The sequence below is a fragment of the Collinsella aerofaciens ATCC 25986 genome (assembly GCF_964237925.1).
GTDB lineage: Bacteria > Actinomycetota > Coriobacteriia > Coriobacteriales > Coriobacteriaceae > Collinsella > Collinsella aerofaciens_BJ.
Genome location: NZ_CAXSKI010000023.1, coordinates 23,144 through 29,143, shown reverse-complemented (window position 1 = coordinate 29,143; position 6,000 = coordinate 23,144). Strand labels below are relative to the sequence as shown.

The following is a 6,000-nucleotide window of genomic DNA, read 5'->3' as shown; positions in this document are numbered from 1 at the left end:
GCTTGCCCGTATCGTAGGCAATGCGCCGAATGCTCGCCATCGAAATTTATCGATGGCCTATTTCAGACTGTAATGGGGATAGACTGCGGCGGCAGAGGCAACGGCAGCGGCGTTGGCAGCTGTGGTAGTGGCAACGGCAGCTGGCAGGGTGTTTTCCGTCTACTTGCTACAGCAGCTCGCCGTGGCGGGCAATGTAGCGGCGCTTCGCCAGCTGGGTGAGCGCGATATAGGCGGTAACGATGCCAATGAGCAGCCCAAAAAAGCTCGTGGGCAGCGGCATGAGGCCGAGCGCATCGGCGATGGGGCTTGCCGGCAGCCAGGTGACGAGCGCCAGGCCCAGCACGGTAAGAACGCACAATGCGGGCGCGGCGTGGTCGCGCGGGCTCGGCAGATGCGGGGAGCGCAACATGTGGACCACGAGTGTCTGCGACCACATGGACTCGACAAACCAGCCGCTCTGGAAGAGCGCAGCAAAGGTCGCCATACCCGCGACGTCGCCCGCGGCGGCAAGCTCGGACCAGCTTGCGTCCACGGCGGCGGGGCACACGACAAAGAAGAGCGCGGCGAAGGTCACGATGTCAAACAGCGAGCTCACGGGGCCCAGCTCGAGCATAAAGCCCTTGATGGACGCGGCGTCCCAGGCACGCGGGCGGGCAGTCCAGGCGTCATCGACGGTGTCCCACGGCAGTGCGATGCACACGATCTCGTAGACCAGCGACAGCAGTACCAGCTGCAGGGCGCTCATGGGCAAAAACGGCAAGAACAGGCTCGCGACGGTCACGGACAGCACATTGCCAAAGTTGGAGCTCACCGTGGTCTTGAGGTACTTGAGCAGGTTGCCGTAAGTGCGGCGGCCTTCGATGATGCCGCGCTCGAGCACGCCCAAGTCCTTCTGAAGCAAGATGATATCGGCGGATTCCTTGGCAATATCGACGGCCGAATCGACCGAGATGCCGCAATCGCTCGCACGCATGGCGGCGGCGTCGTTGATGCCGTCGCCCATAAAGCCCACGGTGTGGCCGAGCATCTCGCGCATGACACGTACCAGGCGCGCCTTCTGCAGCGGCGAGAGCTTGGCGAAGAGGTGGGTTTTCTCGGCGCGCTCGGCAAGTTCGGCGTCATCGAGCGCATCGATCTCGGAGCCGAGCAAGACGTTGCTCGCATCGATACCAATCTGCTCGCAGACGGTGGCGGCGACGCGGTCGTTGTCGCCGGTTAGGACCTTGACCGCCACGCCCTTGGCCTCGAGGGTGGCGACGGCGCCCGCAGCACTTGCTTTGGGCGGATCGAGGAAGGCCAAAAAGCCCATCAGCACCATGTCGCACTCGTCGGCGATGCCAAACTCGCCCACGCAGCGCGGATTGGTCTTCTGCGCCACGGCAATTACGCGTAGGCCCTCGGCGTTAAGTCCGGCGATCTGCTTGCGAATCTGGGCGAGCTTCTCGTCGGTGAGCGGCTGAGCGATGCCATCGATCTCGACAAAGGAGCAGATCTCGAGCATTTCCTCGGCAGCGCCCTTGGTAACCATCTGGGTTTTGCCTTGGGCGTCGGCGACAACTACGCTCAGGCGACGGCGCGAGAAATCGAAGGGAACCTCGTCGACCTTGGTGTAGCGGTCGCGCAGGCTCTGGCCCAGCATGGAATCGGGTGCGACGGTCGAGGGCGTCACATCGGCACGGTCGATTACGGCCAGGTCGATAAGATTTTTGAGGCCGGTCTGGAAGAAGCTGTTCAAAAACGCATGGCGCAGCACGCGCGCGTCCTCGTTGCCATCGGTGTTGAGGTAGCGCTCGAGCACGATGCGGTCTTCGGTGAGGGTGCCGGTCTTGTCGCAGCACAGGACGTCCATCGCTCCGAGGTTTTGAATCGCCGGCAGCTCCTTGACGATAACCTGGCGACGGGCGAGGTCCTTGGCGCCCTGCGACAGGCTCGTGGTCACGATGACGGGAAGCATCTGCGGCGTGATGCCCACGGCCACGCTCGTGGCGAACAGCAGCGCGTCGATGACGTTGCCCTTGGTGGCGGCGTTGATGGCAAAGACGGCCGGCGCCATAACGAGCATCAGGCGCACCAGCAGCATGGAGACGCTCGAGACGCCGCGGTCAAACGCGCTCTTTTCGCCGCGCCCGTTGAGCATCTTGGCGATGCCGCCCAGGTAGGTGTCCGAGCCGGTGGCAACGACAAGCGCCATGGCGGCGCCGTTTTGCACGGAGGTGCCGGTAAAGACGATGTTCTTGCAGGCAGAGAGTGGCAGTGCGGAGCCGTCGGCGCCCTCGACGACGGTGACGGCGGTGGTCTTCTCGACGGCCTCGCTCTCGCCGGTGAGTGCGGACTCGATCACAAACAGGTCGCGCGCGGTGATGATGCGGGCATCTGCCGGCACCATATCGCCGGCAGAGAGACGGATTACATCGCCGGGGACGAGCTCGTCGAAGGGGATCTCGATGCGCTCGCCGTCGCGCAGGGCGGTGCAAGTGTTGGAGACCAGGTCCTTGAGGGCCTCGGCCGCATTGCCGCTGCGGGCTTCCTGGATAAACTTCATGCCGCCCGATACCAGCAGCATGGTGCCGATGACGATGACCGTGGAGGGGTCGCGCTGCGGTTCGGGCACGGCGAGCACGTCGATGTAGAGCGAGACCAGTGCGAGCGCGGCGAGGATGCCGGCGAAGGGATCGATGAACGCGTCGGCGATGCGGCGGGCGAGCGTTTTGGTCGTTGCCTCGATGGTGTTGGGGCCGATGGCGTTCAGGCGCTCAGTTGCCTGCTCGACGGTGAGGCCGTTTGCCGTGGCGTCAAGCAGTACGAGGGCGTCCTCGGCACTATGGGTGGCGGCGAATATGGTGTTCTTGGACAGGCCGGTATGAGCGGCAGGGCGCGCCGTGCGGCGGCGCTTGGAGATTGCTTCGAGCACCGTGGCCGTTTTGAGCATCAGCATAGGGTCCTCCTTGTTAAAGGGAGTTGGCGTACGTGTCGTATTTGCTTCAAAAAACCTAGATGTCGCTCACGTCATGCTCGCGAATCCCCGTAAAGAGGACAGGCAGCTTTGTGGTGAGTTTTATGGTGCTTGTGCTCGTGAATGAGTGACAGCGATCGGCTGCTGGCGTTTATGCGAGCGGGGAATCCTCGTGGCGTGCCGAGGGCGACATGCAGGTTTTTCGACTATGACTGCCTTCCATGGCACACCTCCTTAAGGCCGGGCGCAGGGCGCGCTCCAGGCACCTTGTACCCGTTTCAATCCGCCCGTATTTTTGACGAGGGGGTTTACCGTGTCAACCCCATGCAAGCTTTCTTCATTTTGCGTCACCGTCGCCGGCGAACGGTTGATTTTCGCCTGTAAACGGTAGTTAAGTTCAGATTAAATCAAATAGTATCAAGAATGGTCAAACTTGATTAACAGCAAAACCACAAGGTAGATGGCCATTTGCAGTGAAAAACTCTGACACAATGAGAAAAAGAATGAAAAATATTGATTGAAAATGAACTTACGTGGCAGTAATCTACATGTCACAGGGTAAGCCCCGGCGCGCAGGCGGCGGCCCTTATCGAATTACGGATATAGATCAGGTGCTCGAACGAGCAGAAACGATTAAGGACGAAGGTAAAGGACGTAGAAGCATGAAGCTTGCAACTCGTATCAACTCCTATTTTCGCGATGGCGACAAGAATCTTGATCGCGTGTTCGCGGAGTTCCAGAGCGTGGGCCTCACGCACGTCGACCTCAACTACCCCGAGCACTGCACAGGTGTCACGGCGGAGGACATGGCCGCCAAGCTCGCAGCTCACGAACTGCAGCTGAACGGCTGCGCGCTGCGCTTCCGCAACGCGTTCCTCAACGGTGACCTGGGCAATGCCGATGATGCCCTTGCCGCGGAAGCCCTTGAGCTCTGCTACGAGGCGTGCGACTACTGCCGCACTGCCGGTGGCAACACGGTGACCATCTGGCTCGGCCACGACGGTTTCGACTACAGCTTCCAGATCGCCTATGCTCGCGTCTTCGACCAGCTCGTAGCCGCATTCCAGAAGGTCTGCGATTATGCGCCCGACCTCAAGATCTCGATCGAGTACAAACCCTACGAGGAGCGCGCGTACGCGTTCATCGACTCCATGGGCATGACCGGCATGATCCTCAACGCTGCAGACCGCCCGAACCTGGGCGTCACGCTGGACTACTGCCACATGCTCATGAAGCACGAGAACCCCGCCATGGCCGTCGACCTGTTCGGCCGCGAGGGCAAGCTCTACGGCATTCACCTAAACGACGGCAACGGTCGCTTCGATGATGGCCTTATGATTGGTACGTCCACGCCGGTGAAGACCCTCGAGTTCCTCTACTACGTGAAGAAGCACGGGTACGACAGCGCGATCTACTTCGACACGTTCCCGGTCATCGAACCCGCTGCCGGCGAGGCTACGCAGAACGACCAGATGATTCATCTGCTCAACGATGCAATCGAGACCGTAGGCATGGAGAAGATCCAATCCGTTATCGATGCAAACGACGCGATTAAGGCAGCCGAGCTTGTCCGCGAGCTCTTCTGCGCAATGGGGAGGTAACCAATGAAACGCGACTGGAACGCGATGGCTCAGGGGATTCTGGACGCCGTCGGTGGTCCCGAGAACATCTCGGGCATGACGCACTGCGCGACGCGCCTGCGCCTCAATCTCAAGGACGACGCGGCTTGTGACGACGCTGCGGTCAAGGAAGTCGAAGGCGTTGTGAACACGCTGAACAAGGCTGGTCAGTATCAGGTTCTCATCGGCACTGAGGTCCCGAAGCTGTACGAGAAGTTTGAGCCGCTGGTCAAGGGCTCGGGCGTGGAGATCTCCGCTGCTACCAAGGACGAGGGCGAGAGCATCGTCAGCCAGATCTTCTCTGCGATCTCCGGCATCTTTGCCCCGCTGCTGCCCGCCATGGCCGGCTCCGGTATCCTGCGCGGCTTCGTCATCCTGGCTGCCCAGCTCGGCATCATCGCCGAGGGTACGGGTACCTACACCATCCTGTACACCCTGGCCATGAGCGTGTTCTACTTCCTGCCCGTGCTGCTCGGCTTCTCGGCCGGTAAGCGCTTCGGCGCGAGCCCGTACCTGTCGGCGCTGCTCGGCGCGTGCCTGCTCTACCCGGACTTCATCGCCCTCATGGGCGACGCGGGCAACGGCGCCATGACGGATTTCTTCGGCATCCCCGTTGTTCTCATGAGCTACAACTCCACGGTTATCCCCGCCATCCTGTCCGTCTGGGTCTACTCGTTCCTGTACAAGTGGCTCGATGAGCACGTCTCCGAGATGCTCAAGCTCGTCGTGCTGCCCGCCATCTCCCTGATCGTTATGGTTCCGCTCACGATGCTCGTCATCGGTCCCCTGGGCGTCTACGCCGGCGAGGGTATCGCCTTCGTGGTCAACTGGCTGATCGAGCGCAGCTCCTTGCTTGCCGGCGTGCTGGTTGGCGGCGGCTGGTCCGTGCTCGTGTCCATGGGTATCCACTGGGCCGTGAACCCCATTATGATCAACAACATCGCCCAGAACGGCTTCGACTACATCTGCCCCTTCACCTTCGCCTGCAACTTCGCCGTTATCGGCTGCGCCTTCGGCGTGTTCCTCAAGGCCCGCGACCAGAAGCTCAAGAGCTTTGCCATGACCGGCGTCGTGTCGATCGCCCTGTCCGCCATCATCGAGCCCACGCTGTTCGGCATGCTCGTGAAGAACAAGAAGGTCTGGCTTGCGCAGATCATCGGTGGTGCCGTCGGCGGTGCGTTCCTCGGCATCATGAAGGTCGTCACGACTGCCTTCACCTTCGGTTCCGTTACCACGTTCCCGGCTTTCGTGAGCTCCGACCCCATGAACTTCGCTTGGGCCATGGCCGGCATGCTCATCTCTGCCGTCGTGGCCGGCGTCCTCGCCTTCATCTTCACCGGCAAGGAGGACCAGCTTGCCTAAGAGCTTGAGGTGCGCTTCCCTTGGGTGCTGTCTCACTTGAGGCGCGGTGCCTCGCCCGGGGCTCGT

3 protein-coding genes are annotated in these 6,000 nt (G+C 61.4%); 2 read left to right on the top strand and 1 reads right to left on the bottom strand.

Annotated features, from left to right (window positions below; all coding sequences use genetic code 11):
* Window positions 1-166: 166 nt before the first annotated feature.
* Window positions 167-2,935 carry a magnesium-translocating P-type ATPase gene (mgtA, locus tag ACESWY_RS09435; RefSeq protein ID WP_373094178.1) on the bottom strand — a complete coding sequence of 923 codons (2,769 nt, stop codon included), beginning with the start codon at window positions 2,933-2,935 and terminating at the stop codon, window positions 167-169.
* Window positions 2,936-3,615: 680 nt separating this feature from the next.
* On the opposite strand from mgtA, the gene ACESWY_RS09430 reads away from it, so the two are divergent.
* Entirely contained in the window at window positions 3,616-4,554 is a 939-nt protein-coding gene (locus ACESWY_RS09430; RefSeq protein WP_117821517.1) for a sugar phosphate isomerase/epimerase family protein, read from the top strand.
* A 3-nt stretch (window positions 4,555-4,557) separates the two neighbouring features.
* Window positions 4,558-5,934: a PTS transporter subunit EIIC gene (locus ACESWY_RS09425; RefSeq protein WP_117821518.1), complete on the top strand. Its 1,377-nt coding sequence runs from the start codon at window positions 4,558-4,560 to the stop codon at window positions 5,932-5,934.
* The last annotated feature ends 66 nt before the right edge of the window (window positions 5,935-6,000 follow it).